This window comes from Halanaerobium sp. ST460_2HS_T2, from assembly GCF_003337665.1.
Taxonomy (GTDB): Bacteria; Bacillota; Halanaerobiia; order Halanaerobiales; family Halanaerobiaceae; genus Halanaerobium; species Halanaerobium kushneri.
This window is the reverse complement of record NZ_QPJF01000029.1, coordinates 1-22,026: the sequence shown is the minus strand read 5'-3', so window position 1 is coordinate 22,026 and position 22,026 is coordinate 1. Positions and strand designations below refer to the sequence as shown.

General features: G+C 32.9%; 23 protein-coding genes. 20 read left to right on the top strand and 3 right to left on the bottom strand.

Annotation, left to right across the window (positions count from 1 at the left end; all coding sequences use genetic code 11):
* The first annotated feature begins 70 nt into the window (after positions 1 to 70).
* The 3 genes from DFR80_RS12720 to aroC all read left to right on the top strand — a co-directional run bounded on the left by DFR80_RS12720 (position 71) and on the right by aroC (position 2,325).
* Positions 71 to 511 carry an NUDIX domain-containing protein gene (locus DFR80_RS12720; RefSeq protein ID WP_114490167.1) on the top strand — a complete coding sequence of 147 codons (441 nt, stop codon included), beginning with the start codon at positions 71 to 73 and terminating at the stop codon, positions 509 to 511.
* A 77-nt stretch (positions 512 to 588) separates the two neighbouring features.
* A complete protein-coding gene (locus tag DFR80_RS12715; RefSeq protein WP_114490166.1) occupies positions 589 to 1,053 on the top strand; it encodes a pyridoxamine 5'-phosphate oxidase family protein in 465 nt (154 codons plus the stop codon).
* Between the two features lie 174 nt (positions 1,054 to 1,227).
* Complete coding sequence (aroC, locus tag DFR80_RS12710; protein ID WP_114490165.1) at positions 1,228 to 2,325, top strand: chorismate synthase; 1,098 nt, start codon at positions 1,228 to 1,230, stop codon at positions 2,323 to 2,325.
* 93 nt (positions 2,326 to 2,418) lie between these two features.
* On the opposite strand, the gene arsB is transcribed toward aroC, so the two are convergent.
* From arsB to DFR80_RS12695, 3 genes are all read right to left on the bottom strand, one after another.
* A complete protein-coding gene (arsB, locus tag DFR80_RS12705; protein WP_114490164.1) occupies positions 2,419 to 3,501 on the bottom strand; it encodes an ACR3 family arsenite efflux transporter in 1,083 nt (360 codons plus the stop codon).
* Between the two features lie 107 nt (positions 3,502 to 3,608).
* Positions 3,609 to 4,010, bottom strand: a complete 402-nt coding sequence (locus tag DFR80_RS12700) for an arsenate reductase ArsC (RefSeq protein ID WP_114490163.1) — start codon at positions 4,008 to 4,010, stop codon at positions 3,609 to 3,611.
* A 59-nt stretch (positions 4,011 to 4,069) separates the two neighbouring features.
* The gene (locus DFR80_RS12695; protein WP_114490162.1) at positions 4,070 to 4,432 is read right to left on the bottom strand and encodes a metalloregulator ArsR/SmtB family transcription factor; all 363 of its coding nucleotides are present in this window, start codon (positions 4,430 to 4,432) and stop codon (positions 4,070 to 4,072) included.
* A 225-nt stretch (positions 4,433 to 4,657) separates the two neighbouring features.
* Between DFR80_RS12695 and DFR80_RS12690 the strand changes: the two genes are divergently transcribed.
* The 17 genes from DFR80_RS12690 (at position 4,658) to DFR80_RS12610 (ending at position 21,742) form a co-directional block, all read left to right on the top strand.
* Positions 4,658 to 5,596 carry an NADP-dependent oxidoreductase gene (locus DFR80_RS12690; protein WP_114490161.1) on the top strand — a complete coding sequence of 313 codons (939 nt, stop codon included), beginning with the start codon at positions 4,658 to 4,660 and terminating at the stop codon, positions 5,594 to 5,596.
* Positions 5,597 to 5,618: 22 nt separating this feature from the next.
* Entirely contained in the window at positions 5,619 to 6,398 is a 780-nt protein-coding gene (locus DFR80_RS12685; RefSeq protein ID WP_233493867.1) for an enoyl-ACP reductase, read from the top strand.
* Between the two features lie 262 nt (positions 6,399 to 6,660).
* Positions 6,661 to 7,284 carry a trimeric intracellular cation channel family protein gene (locus DFR80_RS12680; RefSeq protein WP_114490159.1) on the top strand — a complete coding sequence of 208 codons (624 nt, stop codon included), beginning with the start codon at positions 6,661 to 6,663 and terminating at the stop codon, positions 7,282 to 7,284.
* A 23-nt stretch (positions 7,285 to 7,307) separates the two neighbouring features.
* Positions 7,308 to 8,465 carry a sugar MFS transporter gene (locus tag DFR80_RS12675; protein WP_114490158.1) on the top strand — a complete coding sequence of 386 codons (1,158 nt, stop codon included), beginning with the start codon at positions 7,308 to 7,310 and terminating at the stop codon, positions 8,463 to 8,465.
* A 66-nt stretch (positions 8,466 to 8,531) separates the two neighbouring features.
* Positions 8,532 to 9,389 carry a VOC family protein gene (locus DFR80_RS12670; protein ID WP_114490157.1) on the top strand — a complete coding sequence of 286 codons (858 nt, stop codon included), beginning with the start codon at positions 8,532 to 8,534 and terminating at the stop codon, positions 9,387 to 9,389.
* A 168-nt stretch (positions 9,390 to 9,557) separates the two neighbouring features.
* Positions 9,558 to 10,262 (top strand): PspA/IM30 family protein, encoded by a 705-nt coding sequence (locus DFR80_RS12665; protein ID WP_114490156.1) that lies wholly within the window; start codon positions 9,558 to 9,560, stop codon positions 10,260 to 10,262.
* 2 nt (positions 10,263 to 10,264) lie between these two features.
* Complete coding sequence (locus DFR80_RS12660; RefSeq protein WP_114490155.1) at positions 10,265 to 10,918, top strand: hypothetical protein; 654 nt, start codon at positions 10,265 to 10,267, stop codon at positions 10,916 to 10,918.
* A 125-nt stretch (positions 10,919 to 11,043) separates the two neighbouring features.
* A complete protein-coding gene (locus DFR80_RS12655; RefSeq protein WP_114490154.1) occupies positions 11,044 to 11,271 on the top strand; it encodes an SHOCT domain-containing protein in 228 nt (75 codons plus the stop codon).
* A 339-nt stretch (positions 11,272 to 11,610) separates the two neighbouring features.
* Positions 11,611 to 12,396 carry a sulfite exporter TauE/SafE family protein gene (locus DFR80_RS12650; protein WP_233493864.1) on the top strand — a complete coding sequence of 262 codons (786 nt, stop codon included), beginning with the start codon at positions 11,611 to 11,613 and terminating at the stop codon, positions 12,394 to 12,396.
* A 65-nt stretch (positions 12,397 to 12,461) separates the two neighbouring features.
* Complete coding sequence (locus DFR80_RS12645; RefSeq protein WP_114490153.1) at positions 12,462 to 13,901, top strand: bifunctional UDP-sugar hydrolase/5'-nucleotidase; 1,440 nt, start codon at positions 12,462 to 12,464, stop codon at positions 13,899 to 13,901.
* 329 nt (positions 13,902 to 14,230) lie between these two features.
* On the top strand, positions 14,231 to 14,986 hold the full coding sequence (locus tag DFR80_RS12640) for a GntR family transcriptional regulator (protein WP_158537720.1): 756 nt from the start codon (positions 14,231 to 14,233) through the stop codon (positions 14,984 to 14,986).
* A gap of 83 nt (positions 14,987 to 15,069) precedes the next feature.
* Positions 15,070 to 16,095, top strand: coding sequence for a BMP family protein (locus DFR80_RS12635; protein ID WP_114490151.1), 1,026 nt, complete (start codon positions 15,070 to 15,072; stop codon positions 16,093 to 16,095).
* 60 nt (positions 16,096 to 16,155) lie between these two features.
* Positions 16,156 to 17,658 carry an ABC transporter ATP-binding protein gene (locus DFR80_RS12630; protein WP_114490150.1) on the top strand — a complete coding sequence of 501 codons (1,503 nt, stop codon included), beginning with the start codon at positions 16,156 to 16,158 and terminating at the stop codon, positions 17,656 to 17,658.
* Entirely contained in the window at positions 17,648 to 18,709 is a 1,062-nt protein-coding gene (locus DFR80_RS12625) for an ABC transporter permease (protein ID WP_199505820.1), read from the top strand. The genes DFR80_RS12630 and DFR80_RS12625 overlap by 11 nt, the downstream gene beginning before the upstream one ends.
* Positions 18,709 to 19,626: an ABC transporter permease gene (locus tag DFR80_RS12620; RefSeq protein ID WP_114490149.1), complete on the top strand. Its 918-nt coding sequence runs from the start codon at positions 18,709 to 18,711 to the stop codon at positions 19,624 to 19,626. Before DFR80_RS12625 ends, DFR80_RS12620 begins: the two co-directional genes overlap by 1 nt.
* Positions 19,619 to 20,947 (top strand): amidohydrolase, encoded by a 1,329-nt coding sequence (locus tag DFR80_RS12615; RefSeq protein WP_114490148.1) that lies wholly within the window; start codon positions 19,619 to 19,621, stop codon positions 20,945 to 20,947. Before DFR80_RS12620 ends, DFR80_RS12615 begins: the two co-directional genes overlap by 8 nt.
* Before the next feature lie 18 nt (positions 20,948 to 20,965).
* On the top strand, positions 20,966 to 21,742 hold the full coding sequence (locus tag DFR80_RS12610) for a nucleoside phosphorylase (protein WP_114490147.1): 777 nt from the start codon (positions 20,966 to 20,968) through the stop codon (positions 21,740 to 21,742).
* The last annotated feature ends 284 nt before the right edge of the window (positions 21,743 to 22,026 follow it).

Genomic DNA, 22,026 nt, shown 5'->3' with positions numbered 1-22,026 from the left:
TTTTAATTGTTTTTTTCTTAATATAAGGTTAAGATGTATGAAAAATTATATACTAAGAAAGGAGTCAATTATGAGTTATCCAGAACCAACAGTAGGAGCAGTAATATTTAATCCCAATGATCAAATACTTCTTTGTAAATCTCATAAATGGGATAATAAATATATTATTCCAGGTGGTCATATAGAGCTGGGAGAAAAAATGGAAGAAGCATTAAAACGAGAAATTATGGAAGAGACTGGCCTTAATATATATGATATTAATTTAATTAGTATCAAGGAAAGTGTTTATAATAAGAGATTTCATGAAGAAAAACATTTTATTTTTATAGATTATATTTGCAGAACAGATTCTACTAAGGTAGTTTTAAATGAAGAGGCAGAAGAATATGTTTGGGTTGATTTAAAAGAAGTTGATAATTATGAATTAGGTGGATTTATAAAACCACTCTTAGATCAATTAAAAAATGAGCAGGATTCAGCTTTTAAAACAGAAGTTTTTTATGGTTATTAATTAAAATTAGATATTTAGAGGTTAATCTGAATCAGGTATAGGTTAATAATTATATTATTAAAAAAGGAGGGGTTTTGATGTTTAAAGAAATGCGAAGAAAAGACAGACGGATTGAAAAGCAGAAAGTAGAAAAAGTTTTAAAAAATGGAGAATATGGTGTTTTAGCTACAGTAAATGAAAATGATTACCCATATGGAGTTCCACTAAGTTATGTTTTTTATAAGGGAGCAATTTATTTTCACAGTGCCACTGAAGGTCAGAAGTTGGCTAATATTGAAAACAATAATAAAGTATCATTTACAGTTGTTGGTGAAACTGATATTGTGGCCGAAAAGTTTACTACAAAGTACGAAAGCGTAATTATATTCGGAAGAGCAGTTGAAGTATCTGAATTGGAAAAAGAAGAAGCCCTTTTAGAGTTAATAAAAAAATATTCTCCCGATTATATTGAAGAGGGTAGTGAATATATTAAAAAAACAGGTAGTGCAGCTAAAGTTATTAAAATTGAAAGTGATCATATGTCCGGAAAGGAAAGGATATAATTTTTAATTTTGATAAATTAAGCAATTGAATAATACATAAAAGATGATTTTAAAATTATAAAAATATAATCTTATAAAAAATACTCAATTTGAAAAAAATAAAATTCTAATCCCGAAAGAAATAGCTAAAAATTATTCTCTTTTGGGTTTTAGGAGTTAAGAGAGGTGAGGTAAATGTCTGGATCAATAATGGGAGATTTATTTAAAATTTCAACCTGGGGAGAATCACACGGTAAGGCCTTAGGTGTGGTTATTGACGGCTGTCCGGCAGGGCTTGAAATTTCAGAAGCAGATATTCAAAAAGATCTGGATAGAAGAAAACCCGGGCAGTCACCATTTACCACCCCCCGTAAAGAGAAGGATGAAGTAGAAATTCTTTCTGGAATATTTGAAGGTAAGACTACTGGAACTCCAATCTCGATGATTATTTATAATAAAAATCAGCGCTCGAAGGATTATTCTGCCCTCAAAGATATCTACAGACCGGCCCAATCTGACTATAGTTATGATCTGAAATATGGTTTTAGAGACCATAGAGGAAGTGGGCGAGCATCAGGTAGAGAAACAGCAGCCAGAGTTGCAGCAGGAGCAGTGGCCAAAAAGATTCTGGCAGAACTTGGAGTTATGATTACAGCTTACACAGCTTCTATAGGACCTGTTAAAATTGACTCTGATAATTTTAATCAGGATGATATTCAGAAAAACTTTTTGTACATGCCTGACCTGGCAGCTGCTCAGGAGGCAGAAGACTATCTTACAAAATTGATTGAAGAAAATAATTCTTCAGGAGGGACTATTGAATGCCGGGTTAAAAATATTCTGCCTGGACTTGGAGATCCAGTTTTTGATAAAGTAGATGCTCTTTTTGCAAGAGCTGTAATGTCTATTGGGGCAGTTAAAGGAGTTGAAATTGGTAGTGGTTTTAAAGCTGCTCAGATGACAGGTCATCAGCATAATGACTTTTTTAGCTATCAGGAGGGAGAAATAAGTAAACTGACCAATAATGCAGGTGGTACTTTAGGAGGTATAACAGATGGCAGTGAAATTATAATTCGCGCCGCAGTAAAGCCGACTCCTTCAATTGAAAAAACGCAGAAAACCGTAAATAAAGCAGGCGAAAATATTGAAATTAACATTGAGGGAAGACATGACCCCGTAATTGTTCCTAGAGCGGTTGTAGTTGTTGAAGCAATGACATCTTTAGTACTGGTTGATCTGCTGCTGAAAAATATGGCTGCCAGAATGGATAATCTTAAAAAAATATACAGCTAAAAACAAATATAATTTTTCTTTAAATAAAAAAGTCACCTGTAGTTATGAAAAAATTACAGGTGACTTTAATAATTATAGTTTTAACTAAAAATCTTAAAAATATTTTTTAGTTTTATTTGCTATTTTTACCAGGGCCAGCATTACCGGTACTTCAACCAAAACCCCAACAACTGTGGCCAGAGCTGCTCCGGACTGAAGTCCAAAAACAGAGATTGCTGTTGCTACAGCTAGTTCAAAAAAATTGCTGGCTCCGATCATTCCTGCTGGTGCAGCTACAGAGTGATTGATATTCCAGAGTTTAGACCAACTATAAGCTATTGCAAAAATAAAGAAGGTCTGGATGGTCAGAGGTATGGCAATTAAAAAAATATGAAAGGGATTATTTAAGATTACATCTCCCTGAAAAGAGAAAAGTATAATTAGAGTTAAAAGTAATCCGACTACTGTTAGTTCGCTTAAACTATTTAGAAAGATTCCTTCAAACCACTTTTTACCTTGATGCTGAATTAAATATTTACGCGATAAATATCCTGCCGCTAATGGAACAACAATATAGAGAACTACTGATAATAAAATTGTATTCCAGGGGACAGTTAATTCATTTAATCCTAAAAGAAACATAACAAGTGGAGCATAGGCAAAAACAAGCACCAGGTCATTAATTGAAACCTGAATTAAGGTATAAGCTGGGTCTCCATCAGTTAAATAACTCCAGACAAAAACCATAGCTGTACAGGGTGCTGCTCCCAAAAGTATAGCACCTGCAACATATTCCTGGGCCAGACCAGCAGGGATCAGATCTTTAAAGATTACCTGCAGAAAAAGCCAGGCAAAAAAGTACATTGTAAAAGGCTTAATCAGCCAGTTACTGACTAAGGTTACAGTTAACCCTTTTGGCTTTTTACCTGCTTCAAATATTGAGCTAAAATCAATTTGGACCATCATTGGATAAATCATAAACCAGATTAAAACCGCAACTGGAATTGAAACCTGAGCATATTCGAATTTGCTTAAAGTATTTGGAAAAGCCGGCCAAAATCTACCTACAGCAACTCCGATAATAATGCAGAGTCCCACCCAGATACTCAAATATTTTTCAAAAACACTTAAAGAATTATCATTATTATTTTTTTCAATAGCTTTTTTAAAATTTGTGCTTTCTAGATTATCTTTCATTTTGATACCTCACTTTATATTAATAAATTCGATTTTAATCATATAGTGTGTTAAAAAAATCAGCAGTCCAACGAATTGATTCAGCTCAAACTGCTGCTTTTATTTATTTAAATTTCATCATTTTTTACTTTTTCAATTAGTTCTTTAACTTTCTGGTCAATAATTTCTCTGGTCTCTCTAAATACTTCCATTGGATGACCGTCAGGATCATCTAAGCCCCAGTCTTCTCTAAATTCACAAGGGATATAAGGGCATTCAACACCACATCCCATGGTTATTAAAATATCAAGTTCGGATGGAATCTCTTCTAGTAACTTAGGATAATGATCACTGATATCAATTCCCACTTCATCCATTGCTTTAACAGCATTAGGCTTAACTTCAGGAGATGGATCAGTACCTGCACTATATACTTCTAAAATATCACCAGCATATTCTCTTGCAAAACCTTCTGCCATCTGACTGCGGCAGGAATTACCAACACAAATAAATCCAACTTTATACTTCATTTAATTTCTCTCCTTATAATAATTTATTTTGTTAAAAATTAATTCTTAAAATTACTTCTCTAAAAAAGATTACTTTCAGGGAGTGTCTCACAGCTTAAAGAGCTGTTATTATATTTTTCCAATCTTTTTAAATCTTCACGGGCATCAGCAAAGTCATTAAGCTCATTTTCAATTAAAAGTTTGAGAAACTGGTGTTCAGTTATAATTTTTTCGTTAAGATTGTAATATATCCATTGAGCTTTTTTTCTGCCTTCAATTAAATTAACCTGTTTTAATTTGGACAGGTGCCTGGAAGCATTTGACTGGTTGACCTGCATTATATTTTCTAACTCACAGACACAGAGTTCGCTTTTTGCTAAAAGGTTTAATATTCGGATTCTGTTTTCATGGGCCAGGGCCTTTAAGACTTCAATAATATCCACTTTAGGACCTCCTATATTCGAATATTCGATTTTAATCATATTTAAATTATATTTATATTTTTTTAGATAGTCAAGCTGTTTTCAATTATTTAACATTGATTTTACATAGTAATTGAGAGATGAATTTTGATTGTTAAAGTCAATACTGATAAAAAATCAAGTTTTTGAAACAATTAATATAAATAGTAATCTTTTAAATTAAAATTATAAAAGAGGTGTTAATTAATGAAGGCAATAGTTATTGATCAGTATGGTGATAAAGAAAAATTAAAAGAAAAAGAAATTGTTAAACCAGAACCAGAGTCTGATGAAATTTTAATTAAAATTAAGGCTGCAGCTGTTAATCCAATTGACTGGAAGTTAAGATATGGATATCTTAAAGAAAAATATCCCTTCGAATTTCCCATTGTTTTAGGTTGGGATGCAGCCGGAATAGTAAAAGAACTTGGAGAAGAAGTAGAAAATTTTGAAAAAGGTGATCGAGTATTTGTCAGACCGGAGCTTACAAATCGGGGTACTTATGCTGAATATACCACAGCAAAAGCAGAACTGCTTGCTGAAATACCGGAAAATATTAGTTTTAAAGAGGCGGCTTCAGTTCCTCTTGCCGGGCTAACTGCTTATCAGTGTCTTCAGGATGTTGGTAAACTAGAATCGAATGAGAAAGTATTGATTCATGCTGGTGCTGGCGGGGTTGGAAGTTTTGCCATTCAAATTGCTAAAAATTTGGGAGCTTATGTTGCCACTACCGCAAGTACAAAAAATATAGAGTTTTTAGAATCTCTGGGAGCAGATGAAGTAATTGATTATACAAAAGATGATTTTGATCAAAAACTGGAAGATTATGATCTAGTTGTTGATACTCTGGGAGGAGAAGTACAGGAGAAAAGCTTTGATGTTCTTAAAAAAGGTGGGAGGTTGGTCTCGATCGTTAAAGATCCTGATCAAGAAAAAGCAGAAAAACTTGGAGTCAAAGCTAAGTTTCACTGGTTAATACCGGATGGCGAAGAACTTTCGGCGCTCGCAGAAATGATGGAAAAGGAGAAAGTAAAACCTGTTGTAGGAACAGTATTTCCGTTTACAGCAGAGGGTTTAAAGGACGCTCATGAATTGAGTGAGACCCACCATGCCAGAGGAAAAATTGTTATTGAAATTGATCATTAAATTATAATTTTGGGAGGTAATTATGATGGCTGGATTAATGTCAGGGAAAAAGGGAATAATTATGGGGGTAGCAAATAGAAAATCAATTGCCTGGGAGACTGCAGAGAGATTAAAAGCAGAAGGGGCAGAACTTACTTTTACCTATCAAAATGAAAAAATTGGAGATAAGGTGATTCCTTTATTTAAAGAGATTGGAGCCAAAAGCTATTATATCTTAGATATTACGGATGATCAGCAATTTGAGGAAGTTTTTAAAAAAATTGGGGAAGAATTTGATGGACAATTTGATTTTATTGTCCATGCAATTGCTGGTGGCCCCCGTAAAGAGGATCTAAAAGGCAAATATATGGATACGGACCGTAGCAGTTTTCTGCGCAGTATGGAAATAAGCGTTTATTCTTATGTTAAGGCTCTTCAACTGGCATATCCGTTTATGAAAGAAAAAGGAGGCTCAGCAGTTACTTTGACCTATTATGGAGGAGAAAAGGTGGTTCCCAATTATAATGTAATGGGAGTTGCCAAAGCTGCACTGGAGTCTTCAGTTAAGTACCTGGCAGCAGATCTAGGGCGTGATAATATTAGGGTTAATGCTCTTTCTCCAGGACCAATTCTAACCAGAGCTGCTAGCGGTATTTCAGATTTTAGGGGCTTGATGAAAAACTTTAAAGAGAAAGCTCCTATGGGTAGATTGGTTGAACAGGAAGAAGTTGCAGCTAGCGCTCTTTATCTGCTCAGTGATTTATCCAGTATGGTAACTGGAGAGATTCTCCATGTGGATGGAGGCTATCACTGTCAGGGATAGGGATTTACAGATGAAATCAATGGAATTAAAATAGCTTTAATACAAAGTTAAAAAAATACTTTTATATTATATTGAGCTCAGAAATCTCCTGTAATAAGGAGATTTCTGAGCTTTAGTAAATTATATTATATTTATTTCTAATTTTTATATAAAATTTAAACTTTTTATTGATTTTATAAATCAGGGTGTTACTATTTACTTGAACTAAGAGTATTTATATATTACTATATTTATAAATTATAATTATTTTGGGAGGTCTAAAATGGTTTTTATTTCAGTTGTGGACATAATAGGCACTATAGCTTTTGCAATGTCTGGAGCTCTGCGTGCTATAGAAAAAGAGATGGATTATTATGGAATTGCTGTTTTTGGAATAACTACTGCAGTTGCCGGAGGTACTATTAGAGATATTTTAATTAATAAAGAATTACCTGTTTCACTTGCCAATCCAATTTATCTCATAATCAGTATTTTCTCGGCTTTTTTAGTTATTGTATTTTATAAAAAGATAATTCGCTTTAATCAAATTCTAAATATATTTGATGCTGTTGGCCTGGCTGCATTTACGGCAATTGGTTCAGAGGTAGCAGTTAATAATGGCTACACTCAGCCTTTTATTATTATAGTTCTGGCCGTAATGACTGGAACAGGTGGAGGTACACTGCGGGATTTATTTGCTAATGAAATTCCCTATGTATTTCATAAAGAAATTTATGCTGTAGCTTCTGTCATTGGTGCCGTCTTTTTTGTTATAACTTATCAAGTTTTTGGAACCGGAGCAGCTCTTTATACAGCCTTTGTAGTAACCTTATTAATTAGGTTATTCTGTATGAAAAAAGATATTCATTTGAAGAAAGTTTCAAAGGCAGCTAAATTAAAAAAATAGCGATCTAAAAAGGTGGGATTTTAATGTTCAAATTGTTAATAATAATTTACATAGCTTTTATCAGCCTTGGTTTACCGGATTCACTTTTAGGTTCAGCCTGGCCGGTAATTTATAAAGAATTGGCTGTTCCAATATCATATGCCGGGATAATTCAGATGATAATTGCTGGTGGTACTGTGATTTCCAGTTTATTAAGTGCCAGAATGATAAAAAAGTTTGGTACTGCCAGAGTAACAACTGTGAGTGTAGCCCTAACAGCTGCAGCCCTTTTAGGTTTTGGTTTAAGCCACAATTTTATCTTTTTAGTTCTGCTTGCCATTCCTTTAGGCTTGGGAGCGGGTTCTATTGATGCAGCCTTAAATAATTTTGTGGCCCTTCATTATGAGGCAAAACATATGAACTGGCTCCATTCTTTCTGGGGTGTGGGAACTTTTATTGGTCCAATGATTATGTCTTTCTGGCTGGCCCAAAATAATAACTGGAATTTTGGTTATCTGACAATCGGAGGTCTGCAGACTATTTTAGTTATAGTTTTAATTATCTCTTTACCACTCTGGAAGCAGGCTGATTCTGAAATTGAAAAGAATGGCAAAAAAGAAAGAGTTTCTTTATCTTTAAAAGAAATCATTAAGCTCCCCAATGTAAAGAGAGTCTTAATAGCCTTTTTTAGTTATTGTGCGATTGAATGGACAGCTGGATTATGGGTGGGAACTTATGCTGTAGAAAAATATGGGGTATTATCGGAAACCGCAGCTCGCTGGACTTCTATCTATTTTTTAGGAATTACTCTCGGAAGATTTTTATCCGGTTTTTTTGCTATCAAAATTTCTAATAAAAATCTGGTCAGGCTCGGTATTTTAAGTCAATTTATTGGTATCTTAGTTTTATTATTACCAGTTTCAGTCTGGAAAGTACCAGTCGGTATCATGCTGGTTGGTTTTGGCTGTGCACCTATTTTTCCAAGTATGCTGCACAGAACTCCTCAGATTTTTGGTGACAGGGTATCTCAATCTGTTATGGGAGTTCAGATGGCAGCGGCCTATATTGGTACAACTTTTATGCCGCCTCTTTTTGGTTTAATTGCTGATTATATGAGTATCGGATTATTCCCTTTTTATCTTTTATTCTGGGCTGCGTTAATCGCTATCAGTACGGAGTTTGTTAATGGGTATTTAGATTGATGCTAAAAATGCCTTTAGATAAATTTAGCGCAAAGATTCAAAAAATAGGAGAGAGGAGATAATAAAATGAAAAACTTTCATGATAAACCCAATAAATATGTAGATCAAATTTCACTTAGAGTTAGGGACTTAGAAGAATCATTAGAATTTTATACGGAGATTATGGGTTTTAAAATTTTAGAGGAAAAGAAAAATAAAGTTAGGTTATCAGTTAATAATTCAACTCCTATTGTAACTTTAGTTTATTCTGAAGATATAATTGAAAAAATCCCGAATAGAACTGGCTTATATCATTATGCAATGTTAATGCCAAAAAGATATCAGCTGGGAACATTTCTGAAAAATTTGAGAGAAAAAAATTATGATATAACTGGTGGAGCCGACCATGGTGTAAGTGAAGCAATCTATATCAAGGATCCAGACGGTAATGGGATTGAAATTTATTCCGATTATAAAAGTAGTGAATGGCCCCAAAGTAACGGACAGATAGAAATGATAACTGATCCTTTAGACTACAAGGAGTTATTGAGTGAAACTGGTGATAAAAAATGGAATGGTATGCCTGAAAAAGCTAAAATAGGCCATATACATCTTCATGTTAGTGATTTAGAAAAATCAGAAAAGTTCTATGTTCAGGGTTTAGGTTTTAATATCATACAGAAGCTTGGGGGATCTGCTCTTTTCTTATCAACAGGAGGATATCATCACCATATTGGCTTAAACACTTGGAATGGTGTCGGAGCTGCTCCTTTACCAGAAAATGCTGCTGGAATGGAATATTATACAATAAAATTTCCTGATCAGGAATCCCGAAGTGAAAGTATTGAGAATTTAAAACAATTAGGATACCAGGTTAGAGAAGAAGATAATGATATATTTACGGAAGATCCAGCTGCCAATTCAATTAAGTTAGATATTGATTAAAGAGATGGACCGAGTTTGATAATAAATAATTTTCTAAATGGTAGATATCAACTTACTTTTTTTATAATATTTATAATTAAAAGGTGAAATTCATAATTTGTTCACATTTAGCAGTTATCATATAATTACCCGGTAAGGGTATAAGATATTTAAGAAAGGAGCTACTAAATGAAAATATTTAAAAGAATGAAGAAAATATTTGAGGCAAAGATGAGTAAATTTGTGGATGAAGTTGAGGATCCAGAAGAATTACTTGATATATCTCTACAGGAGATGAAAGAACATTTACAGCAGGTACAAAAGTCACTATTGGAGCTAACTACAATCAAAAAGGGACTGGAAAAAGATTTAGATGATTTTAAAGATAAAGCAGAACTGGCTCACCAGCAGGCACAGACTGCTATGGATATTGAAAAAGAAGATCTGGCCCGTGCTGCTCTAGAAAAAAAGGCTGAGTTAAATGAAAGAGCAGCTATTTTGAAAACTGAAATAGAGAAAATTAAAGATAAGATTGAGGTTATTAAATCTAACAAAAAAACATTGGCTGAACAAATTAAAAAGCTAGAAATGAAAAAGGAAGAGTTAACTTTTATAAATAAATCTGCAGATGCCCAGCTGGAAGTAAAAGAAATTATTACTGGAGCTAGTAGTGACATTACTGATTTAAATGGACAGATTCAAAGAGCAGAAAACAAGATAAAGAAGAAGGAAGCCAAGCTTGCAGCTCTAGATGAGTTAACTGCTGATGGTGAGTTAATAAATGACCTTAATTCAGAGGATGATATTGAAAAATCTCTTAATCAAATTCAGCGTAATTCAAAAATTGAAGATGAACTTGCTAATCTAAGATCTAAAAAGATTGGAGATGCATAATAATGGGATGTGGAGGAGGTTTCAATGATCTTTTTCGTGCCTATGGCAATCGAAATTACAGACCAAATAGAGGATATAATGATCAACGACAGGACGACACTCAAGAAAAGATTTCTCTAATAAAAAGATTATATGCCGAAGGTAGGATTGATAAAGATAGATATTATTCATTAAAAGATAGAGCATATAATGGAGATCTTTCTTTTGAACAATTGATGGATATTAAAGAATCGAGTTTTGATAGTAGAGAAAACAGTTCATATGATAATGAAGTAAAAGAAGATGAATCTAATAACAAAGACAAGAGTATTAATAAATATAAGGAAAAGATTAAAGAATTAGAAAAAAGCAAAGAAAAAGTTGATAGTATTAGATCAAAGATTCAGGACCGCTTAAACGAACTACTCCAGGAAAAAGAAAAGTCAGAAGAAATGGCTGAATCAATGGTATCTTCTAGTGAGGAAACTGCCAGGAAATATATAGATAATAAGCTTGACATTGAAGAAAATATACAGGTATTGAAAAAAAGAGAAAAAGAATTAGAAAAACAAATTGATGAAATTGACAAAACAATTAAAGAAATCGATACAAAAATGCTTGATTATGAAGCAGTAAAATTACAGGAAGAATTGGCAAATATTAAAAAAGATATTTAGTATGTTGAGTGTTAATTCTTATACAGGTCAGGTTTGGTATCATAGTTGGCATGGAGATTTAGCTGCAGTTATTAGTGTTAAAGAACATCAAAAATAAATCACTTTATAGAAAGGTGTGTTAAAAAATGGGATATTGTTATGGTTTGAATGGATATGGTTCTAATTTGTTAGGTGGCTATTGGTGGATAATGCCTTTATTATTCTGGGGACTTATTATAACAGGAGTTGTTTTCTTTATAAGATCACAGAAAAACCATGGTAGTCAAGAAGCTTTAAGTATCTTAAAGCATGAGTATGCTTTAGGAAATATTTCAAGAGAAGAGTTTATAACTCGTAAGAAAGATTTAGAGTAGAGTCGAAAGCCAGGCAGTGTAACAGATACAAACAACTAATGAAATATAAGATATATATTTAAAAAGTCCAGTTGATAACTGGGCTTTTTATACTTTGTTTTGAATTAATATTATTAGTTAGGAAATTTATAAACTTATTTCAAATAGATTTAACTTTTTAGTTAAATGAAGTTTTCTTGAGAAAGATTTATTGAAATTTTATTAGTAAAATGTTTAACATAAATTGTAATTTTTATTATCTATAATGCACATTAAGATGTTTAAATATATATTGAAACAGATGAAGTTGATTTCTGAAAGTTGATGATTTTTAAATTATGAAAGACGAAAGAAAAATAAATGGTGGTGGTTTTTATTTTTAATCTAGTTGAAACCTCATTAACTTTTCTGGTTATTACACTGGGTACTTTAGTTCACGGAATAGCTGGTTTTGGAGTGGCACAGGTATCCATGGGTCTGATGCCGTTATTTAGAACTCCAACTTCTGCTTCAATTATTTTCAGTTTAATTGCTGTTGTCAGTAATCTACGAGTTTGGTGGAGTGTGCGTGATAATTTTGTGGTCAAAGATTGGCTTTTTCCTGTAATTGGTCTGGCTTTTGGAATGCCGATAGGTATTTATGTTTTTAGTGCTTTTAGCAAGTCACAATTTAGAATTGCAATAGGAATAACTTTATTATTAGCTGTAATTTTAATTACTCTTTTTAAAAGACTTGATATTTTTCGAGATTGGTTAAAAGAGCAGGATCTCAATCCCGGCTGGAAAAGTGCAGTAACTGCAGGATTTATCGCAGGTATATTTGGGGGAGCAGTTGCCATACCAGGTCCTCCGATGATTATTTATGGAACTTTTATGGTGGTAACAGGTTTTTGGAAAAGCAAACACATGAAAGCAATTTTCACAGCTTTTTTTGGAACTTTAATGCTCTATCGTTTGCTGGGTGTATTGGTAGCTGGTTCATTTACTCTGCCGCTGTTTTTAGAAGCTCTAGTAGTAATGCCGGCTCTATTTTTAGGCGCCTGGTTGGGAATTAAAATCTATAATCATATTCCTGAAAAGATTTTTAGCTGGTTTGTTTTAATAATGCTTACAATAAATGCTCTGGTTTTGCTTTTTACGGTCTAGAGAATGAATTCCACTTCAGTAAAACAAATTGTTTTAAAACAAACAAATAATTGGAGGTAATTTCAATGTCTCAAAATTTAACTCTACTGCAGGTCAATGACACACACTCTTATTTAGAAAATCATCCAGAATTATTTTGGAATGGTGAGCAGGCAGAATATCGAAAAGCTGGCGGTTATGCTCGAATCAGGACCCTGATCAAAAAAATTACGTCTGAAGAAAATGGGAAGGTAATGGCACTTGATAATGGTGATACTATACACGGGACCTATCAGGCTGTAAAATCCAAGGGTAAATCGATGATCCCTATTTTAAATAAAATGGGATTTGAAGCGATGACTGCTCACTGGGAATTTGGTTATGGGCCTGAAAATTTTATGGAAATTACAGAAGAGCTTAACTATCCCATGCTGGCGATCAATATCTATGATGAGAAAAGTGATGAGTTATTATTTGATCCCTACTTAATCCAGGAATATGGGAACCTGAAGGTAGGAGTTATTGGGGTTGCGGCCACTATTGTTGATAAAGTAATGCCAGACGGGTTTAGTGAAGGGATATATTTAACTCTTGGTAATGAAGAACTTCCAAATTATATTGAGGAATTAAAAGAAAAAGATGTTGATCTGATAGTAGTTTTATCACATCTTGGTTTTCCTCAGGAGATCAAACTGGCAGAAGAGGTAGATGGAATAGATATACTATTAAGTGGACATACACATAATAGAGTCCATAAACCAGCTGTTTTTAATGACACAATTATTATTCAGTCAGGATGTCACGGTTCATTTGTGGGCAGGCTTGATCTGGAAGTAGAAAATAAAAAGGTGGTAGATTTTAAGCATCAGCTTCTTACTGTTGAGGAAAGTATAGAAGAAGATGAAGAAGTAAAGAGTGAAATTGAAAAGGTAATGGCACCTCATAGAGATAAACTGGAAGAAGTTTTAGGTTATACTGATATTCCTCTCAATCGTAATTTAGTTTTAGAATCAACGATGGATAATTTTTTGCTGGATTCACTACTTGATTTAACAGGAGCAGATATGGCTTTTTCTAACGGCTGGAGATATGGAGCACCTATATTACCCGGTCCCATCACGCGAAATGATCTCTGGAACATTATTCCAGTTAATCCTCCTGTTTCAACTGTTAAATTAAGTGGAAAAGAATTGTGGGAGATGATGGAGCTAAATTTAGAAAGGACATTTGCTGCTGATCCCTATAAGCAGATGGGTGGATATGTTAAACGTTCTGCTGGGATTAATCTCTATTTTAAAATTGAAAATCCTCCAGGAGAGAGAATTCAAAAACTATTTGTACAGGGCGAAGAAGTAAAATTTGATCGAATGTATGACGCTGCTTTTGTTACCAGTCAGGGAGTAAGATCAGAATATGGAAAAGAACGGAAAAACCTCGATATTAATGCCATAGAAAATCTGGAAAGATATTTAAAGAAAGAAAAAAGAGTCAAACCTGAATTAAGAAATACAATTGTAGCTGTTTAGTGCTTTGAAACTAATTAAGATAATTATTTCTATTAGTTAAGTTTTATATACTTTAAACTGAAGTTAAAAATTGTGGAAAATCGAATAAATGAGTGTCTAAATTAGAGATGAATATCCTCAGATGAGTTAAATTATTTAAAAATCTAATTAATTCATCTGAGTTTTTCTATGCTATATGGAGTTTACAAAATTAACAGCAGCTTTAAATTGAATTTTAAGATTATTTTAAAAATTATTGCAGGAATTAATCCAGGGACCCAGAATAATAATATTATAACTTGTTAAACAAGTTTAAGTATATGTAGAACAAATTACAGGAGATGTTATTTATGAATAAAATTCAGATAATTAATAAAATTTCAAAAAATAGCAAAGATAGTCGTCCTCTATATGTAATAATCTATGAAAAATTATTTGATCTTATAAAAGAAGGTTACTTTAAAAGTGGGCAAAAATTACCGGGAGAGCATACACTAGCTAATAAATTTGGAGTAAGCAGGGGTACACTACGTCAGGCTCTTTTGATATTACAGGAGGATGGGATTATATACAACTACCAGGGAAAGGGGAATTTTGTTTCTCATAACAAAAAAATATTTGGAACAGGTTTAGAGCACAAAGGTAATATTTTGAATATTGCAAACCAAGGAGACATCAAATTAACTAATGATATTGAAGTTCTTTTTGAATCCCCAAATAAAATGCTTCAATCAGAGTTGAAAATTAAGGCAAATGAAATTATCCTTGTAGTCAAAAGAGTATATAGAATTGAAAAAACAGAGGTTTCATACTTTATATCCTTTATTCCTTATAAAAATATAAATAAAGAAGAGATTGATATAGAAGATCATAGAAATCTTGTCCATTATCTTGATAATGAATTTTATGGTGAGGTAGCTAATTCTCAGTCTGAAATATTACTGACAGAAGCTGGTGATTTTATTGCCAATAAACTTAATATAAGAGAATACACACCATTAGTTTTATTTGAAGAAGATCTTTATAAAACAACTGGAGAAATGCTGGCTTTTTATAAACAATATTTTTTACCAGAATATTTTTCTTTTTATATTAATAGAAAATAATTTATTGGAGGTGATTAGTAAAGAGTGATTTAATTTTGAGTAAGTAAAAATTGAAATTTCAAAAATTAAAGGAGGAATGAAAGGTGAGATTTAAAAAAATTATTCTGTCAGTATTGGTGTTATTTTTTGTTTTTTCATTAACAGTTAGCATAGGAGCAGCAGAGGAAAAGTTTGGATTAATACTTGCTACAGGCGGACTGGGAGATCAGTCTTTTAATGATCTTACTTATCAGGGAATGGAAAGAGCTCAAGAAGAACTGGGAATTACTTTTGATTATGTGGAACCAAAAGAAATTGCCGATTATGAAACTTATCAACGTGATTTGGCTAAATCAGGAGAATATGGATTAATTGTTACAGTAGGTTTTGATCAGGCTTCTGCTTTAGAAAAAATTGCAACTGAATATCCAGATCAGAAATTTGCCATTATTGACATGGTTGTAGATAAGCCTAATGTTGCTTCGTATGTATCAAAAGAGCATCAAGGTTCATTCCTTGTTGGAGCGTTAGCTGGTTTGATGGAAAAACAAAGTAGCAATCCAAAACTTAATGATGATCAAGTAATTGGAATTGTAGGTGGTATGGATATACCATTAATCAGAAAGTTTGTAGCTGGTTATGAAGCAGGAGCTAAATATGTAAACCCAGAGGTTGAAGTACTGGTTGACTATGTAGGTGGCTGGAGTGATCCAACTACTGCGAAAGAAATTGCTATGGCTATGAATAGACGTGATGCTGATATTGTTTATCATGCTGCAGGAGGTTCAGGTCTGGGAGTTTTTCAGGCAGCAGAAAATGAAGATTTTCTTTCTATAGGAGTAAATTCAAATCAAAATCATATTAAACCTAATTACATTATAGCCAGTATGGTGAAAAAAGTTGATGTAGCAACTTTTGATTCGGTTAAAAGTGTTCTTAATGATAACTTTGAAGCGGGGGTTCATAATCTTGGTATTAAAGATGGAGGAATTGACTATACTAGAGAAAATAGTGAAGTAAAAGTAGAAGCTGAAATCATTAATCAAGTTGATGATTTAAAAGAAAAAATAAAAGCTGGCGAAATAGAAGTACCTGATACAATTGAAGCTGTAGATAGTTTCTTGAATTAATAAATACTAATCTCCGGCAGCTTATATAAGCTGCCGGAAAATTCAATGGAGTGACTAAATATGACTCTTGCAATAGAAATGAAAAATATAACAAAACAGTTTCCTGGAGTTAAGGCAAATGATAAAGTGAGTTTTAATGTTGAAAAAGGAGAAATTCACAGTCTTTTGGGCGAAAATGGTGCTGGGAAAACAACTCTAATGAATGTATTATTTGGTTTATATAAAGCAGAAAAAGGAGAAATTTTTTTAAAAGGAGAAAAGATTGCTATAGAAAATCCAAAGCAGGCATTGAAAAAGGGACTGGGAATGGTTCATCAGCATTTTATGTTGATCAACAGAATGACTGTTCTGGAAAATATAATTTTAGGTATGGGGAATGAGCTTTCTCTAAATAAAAAAGAACATAGAAAAAGAATTAATAAATTAGCAGGTAAATATGATTTTGCAATAAATATTGATGAAAAAATTGAAAACCTTTCAGTTGGTATGAAACAAAGAGTAGAGATATTAAAAACCTTATATCGTGGTGCTGAAATTATTATTTTTGATGAACCAACAGCTGTTCTAACACCAGGTGAGGTTGAAGAGTTATATAATATTTTGAATATGTTAAGAGATCAGGGGAAAACAGTTATATTTATTACACATAAACTGAATGAGACTATGGAGATAGCTGATAGGATAACTGTTTTACGTAATGGTAAAAAAGTTTCAACCATAAGAAAAGAGGATACAAATACTAATAAATTAGCTCAACTGATGGTAGGAAGAGAAGTTGAATTTGAAGTTGAGATAAAAGAAAAGAAACCTGGGAATGAAATATTAAAGGTCAAAAATTTAGAATTACTTTTAGGTAAAAATGAATCTATTGATTTAAGTATACAGCAGGGAGAGATAGTTGGTATTGCTGGAGTTGAAGGTAATGGTCAACTTGAACTTGAAGAGATGATTATGGGATTAAGGAAAGTTAAAAAAGGCCATATTTATTTAAATAATAAAGAAATTACTGAGATGAGAACTAAAGATCGAAAAAAAATGAAGATTGCCTATATTCCATCAGACAGGCATAATCGAGCAATTTTTAAAAACTTTACAATTGAAGAAAATATTTTACTAGGTTATCATTACAAATTACCTTTCTGTAAGAATCATATCCTTCAAAAGGATAATTTAAAAAAACATAGTCAAAAAATAATTTCTGATTATAATATTAAAACACCAGATAGTGGGCAATTAATAAAAAATCTTTCTGGTGGTAATCAGCAAAAAGTTGTATTAGGGAGAGAGGTAAGTCAGCAACCAGAATTTATTCTGGCTGCACAACCCACTCGGGGACTTGATATTGGTGCTATTGAATATATTCATAATCTGCTGCTTGAATTAAGAGAAGATAATAAAGGAATTTTGTTGATTTCGGCTGATCTCAATGAAGTAATTAAATTAAGTGACAGAATAGCTGTTTTATACGAAGGCAAGTTTATGGGTTTGAAAGATAAAAAAGATTTTTCTCGCAAAGAAATTGGAATGTTAATGGCCGGGGAGATGATAGACAGTGAAGCTTAAAGATATAATAGGAGGTATTTCAAGATCAGAGTCAGTTAAAGATATATATATATCTTTATTTTCAATTTTATTGGCTCTAATTATTGGTGCACTTTTAATTTTTTTGATTGGGAGTTCACCTCTCCAGGCATTTACAGTAATGTTGGATGGTGCGTTTGGTTCAATAAGTAATATAGCTAACACTTTAAGTAAGACAATTCCTTTAATATTTACAGGACTTGCAGTAGCTGTTGCCTTTCGCTGTGGTTTATTTAATATAGGTGCTGAGGGACAGTTATATTTAGGCGCTTTTTTTAGTGTTCTAACAGCTTTAAAGTTTTCATTTTTGCCAGCTTTTCTCCTGCTTCCTGTAGCAATACTTGGAGGTATTATTTCTGGTATGATTTGGGGTGGAATTCCTGGCTTTTTTAAAGCCCAGTTTGGCACTCATGAGGTGGTTGTTACTGTAATGATGAATTACATTGGCATCAATATAACTTCATATTTAGTTAATTATCCTTTTAAAGCAGAAGGTTGGGTTGCTCAAACTGATATAATACCTAATGCAGCAAATTTACCTAAATTAATTCCCAAAACACAGCTTTCAGCTGGTTTAATAGTTGCAATAATTGCTGCTTTAGCAGTATATTTTTTACTCTGGAAAACAGATTTTGGCTATGAAATCCGGGCTGTAGGCGAAAATCCGACTACTGCTGAATCAGGTGGGATTAATATTAAGAAAAATATATCACTGGCTATGGCAATAAGTGGAGGATTAGCTGCTTTAGCTGGAGTAACACAGTCGCTGGGTGTATATGAGAGATTTATTGATGGTTTTTCACCAGGTTACGGTTTTACTGGTATCGCTGTTGCAGTTTTGGGTAGAAATCATCCTCTGGGGGTAATATTGACTGCTCTTTTGTTTGGAGCACTTGAAACTGGTGCTTTGAAAATGGATAGAGTGACTGAAATATCAAATGATTTGGTGATAGTTATTCAGGGATTAGTTATTTTATTTGTGGCTGCACCGGAGATAATTCGATCCATTCTTAAAAGGAGGGAGAGCCAATAATGGAAATATTTAATATTATTAATTTTGATCTTATACCACTAACATTAAGATTGGCTGTCCCAATCGCACTTGCCGCTATTGGTGGAACTTTGTCTGAACGTAGTGGGATTATTAATATTGGTCTTGAGGGTATGATGTTAACAGGAGCCTTTGGGGCTGTATATGGTTCTTTTTTGACAGGATCACCCTGGTTAGGTGTAATGTTTGCCTGCTTTGTTGGTTTGATAGTTGGGAGTATTCATGCTGTATTAACAATAAAATATAAAGCTAATCAGGTAGTTACTGGGGTTGGAATAAATATTCTTGCTATGGGTTTTACCACAACAATGATTAAAGTGATCTGGGGAAAAGAAGGGATGTCAGGAGAGGTAAAGAACTTATCAGATATTTCTATTCCAATTTTAAAGGAAATACCAATTATAGACTGGCTTTTTACTGATCAATCTCCACTCACATATTTCATGTTAATAGTTGTCATTCTAAGCTGGTATATTCTTTTTAAAACTAATCTTGGTCTTAACTTACGTGCAATTGGAGATCATCCTAGAGCAGCACGAATTTCTGGTATTAATGTGACTAAGTATAGATACATTTGTGTTATGTTAAGTGGACTGTTAGCAGGGCTTGGTGGCGCTTTTCTTTCTCTTGTACAAAACAGCTTATTTGTACAGAATATGACTGCGGGAAGAGGTTATATGGCACTAGCTGCTAATATCTTTGGAGGTTGGAATCCATTAGGCTCATTTGTTGCAAGTTTAATTTTTTCTTTTGCTCAGGCAATTCGATTTAATATGATTGGTTATAATATACCTGATCAATTTATCCAGTCACTACCGTACATACTTACTCTGGCAGTACTGGTTGGTGCCGGAAGAAAGACGAGAGCACCGGAAGCGCTTGGTGAGATAAATGAATAATGTTTATACTTTAACTAATGCAGTAATTTTAACAATGGATGAAAAAAATCCTCTGATAGAATCAGGTAAAATTGTTATAAAAAATGATCGCATTAGTAAAATTGGTAAAAGCAGTGAAATTGAGGCAGAAGGAAAAATATATTCTTTAAAAAATAAATTACTGATGCCTGGTTTAATTAATACTCATTCACATAGCGTTTCCCCCTTATTTAGGGGTATGGCTGATGATCTAAAATTAATGGACTGGTTAAATAATGTTATCTGGCCGGCGGAAAAACATTTAAATGCAGAAACTGCTTACTGGGGAGCTGCCATGTGCTCACTTGAATATATTGCAAATGGGATTACTACTTTCGTTGATCAATACTATTTTGCTGTCGATATTGCTAGAGCAGTGGCAGATACTGGTATTAGAGCTGTTTTAGCACCTTCTGTTTTTAGTGGTAATACAGCCGAAACTAAAGATACTTTTCAGACTGCAAAAGATTTTATCGAAAAATATCAGGATAGTTCTGAGGAAACCAATATTTATCCGGCTATTGGACCACATGCCCCTTATAGCTGCGATGAAAAGCTTCTGCAAGATATAGGTAAATATGCTAGAGAAAAAGATATATTAGTTCATATTCATATTTCTGAAACAGTTGATGAAAACAGACAAATTTATGATAAATATGGTGTTAGCCCAACCCAATTTCTAAAACAAACAGGAATTCTGGATAATAAGGTTCTTGCTGCACACTGTATCCATTTAAATGATTATGATTTACAAATCTTTAAGGAAAAAGATATTTCTGTGAGTTATAATCCTATTAGTAATCTAAAGCTAGTTTCAGGTATCATGCCTATGCCAAAAATGGTGGAAAAAGAATTATTAATTACGATTGGAACTGATGGTGCTCAAAGCAATAATTCTCTGGACTTGTTAAGAGATTTAAAAACCGGTATTTTGTTACAGAAACAATTTAATGAGGATGCAACTTTTATTAAAGCAAAAGAAGCTGTAGAATTTGTAACAAAAAATGGAGCAAAAGCTATTGGGTTAGAGGATCAGATTGGTTCACTAGAAATTGGAAAAAAAGCTGATCTAATAAGTATTGATCTTAATTCAGTTAATTTAAACCCTGTTCATTTTAACCATCTAGAAAACATTTATTCTGCAATTGCATATTCAGCATCAGGACATGAAGTTAAGGATGTAATTATAAATGGAAAGTTTATTATGAAGGATGGTAATTTCTTAAAAATAAGTAAAGAGAATATTTTAGATAATTCTAAAAAACAAGCTGAAATTTTAATGAAAAAAGCGGGATTATTATAAATATGGGAGGTAATAATTATGAGTTTAACTAACAAAAAGGAAAAAACCGAAGGAAAAAAGCAGTATCATATTCATCTTAAACCAGGAGATATAGGTAAGTATGTTTTATTACCAGGAGATCCTGCCAGAGCAGACAGAGTAGCAAAATATTTGGATAATGCTGAATTAAAGGCCGAGCATCGAGAACATAGAACTTTTACCGGGTTTTACAAAGGGGTAGAGATATCTGTTACTTCAACAGGTATGGGCTGTCCATCCGCTTCCATTGCAGCTGAAGAATTGATCAATATTGGGGCGGAGTGTTTAATTAGAATTGGTAGTACAGCAGCTTTACAACCGGAACCTAAAATTGGAGATCTTATTGTTTCCACTGGTTCTATGAAAAATGAAGGTACTTCAAAATTTTATGTACCTGATGTCCTGCCAGCTGTGCCAGATTTTGAGTTGACAAGAACTATTTTAGATACCACAGCTGAAATGGCAGCTGAATTAGGTTATAGTTATCATTATGGCATTAATGCAACAGATGATGCTTTTTATGGTGAAGATGAAACCTGGATAAAAAAACTTTCTGATTTAGGAATCTTAAATGTTGAAATGGAAAGTTCAGCTATTTATACTGTATGTCATAAAAGAAAGAAAAGAGGAGCTATGATTTCAGCTGTTTCGGGTAATCTTGTGACAAATGATGTTATTTATGAAAAAGAAAACGAAGGTTTAATCAGGGGCTGGGAGAATGAAATAAAAGTTGTATTAGAGGCTATTTATAAATTTGAACAGCGAAATTTATCTTAAAAACATAAAATAGTTGTTTCTAAAATTAAAAAAATGATTATTATATATTTGAAATTAGTATCTCTAAAGGAGATGCTTAGCCTTCAGGAGGGGTCAATTATTTTAGCTGATTCAGTTAATAATAAAGCTTTCTGGAGGCTTTTTTATTTAAATATTTTATCATATTGTCTGGACCTTTTTGATATTTTTAATGAGTTTCCCCATTTTTTAAAATAGCAAAAACTATCCTTACCGTCATAATGGTAAAGAGAGTCTTAATATCTTTTGTGATCGTCGTTTTTTGT